The sequence below is a fragment of the Fictibacillus sp. Mic-4 genome (assembly GCF_049843615.1).
Classification (GTDB): domain Bacteria; phylum Bacillota; class Bacilli; order Bacillales; family Fictibacillaceae; genus Fictibacillus_A; species Fictibacillus_A gelatini.
Genome location: NZ_JBBHZM010000117.1, coordinates 1 through 653 on the forward strand (window position 1 = coordinate 1; position 653 = coordinate 653).

1 protein-coding gene is annotated in these 653 nt (G+C 34.8%); it reads left to right on the forward strand.

The features are described 5' to 3' along the window. Nucleotides 1-347, forward strand: a 347-nt coding sequence (locus tag WD019_RS21725) for a phospholipase D-like domain-containing protein (protein ID WP_425712819.1), incomplete at its 5' end; no start/stop codon positions are given. Between the last annotated feature and the right edge of the window lie 306 nt (nt 348-653).

Consider the following 653-nt stretch of genomic DNA (forward strand, 5'->3'; position numbering starts at 1 on the left):
ATAATCAAAAAATCGTGGGTCTTGCAAGCCGTACTTATTACGGAGAACTTATAGAAGCTGGAGTTCAAATCTACCAGTACGACAAAGGAATGATACATGCGAAGGTGTTGACCATCGATGAGGAGATTGCTGCCGTAGGCTCAGCAAACTATGATATGAGAAGTTTTCGCCTGAATTATGAGGTGTGTCAAGTCTTGTACAGTACTGATGTGGCGATGGAACTTACACATCAATTCGAGCGTGATCTTGCTGATTCTGTACCATTAAGAATTGAAGACTTGTTGCAACGATCCCTGACCGAGCGCATTGTTGAACAGGGTGCTCGCCTGCTTTCTCCGTTATTATAAGTTGATGTATCCTGTTTTTAGTGTTCTATCTTAAATCTTAAATCTAGATTTAAATAATTTTTGTTTTTAATATATTTCTGGCTTATTTGAAAAAAGTCGAAAACCCGTGTTATTAGAACTTCCAACATGGGTTTTTTTCTTATTTACGATGGAAATTCATTACTAAAAAACGGTAATACTAAAAAGGCAGCTCAAAGAGTTTGAATTCAAAAATATCTGTTACCTTTTCATTTAAATATAGAGGTGATATCAATAGATAATATATTTGAAAATCTTAAGGAAATACATTTATTAGAAGATAAGCTC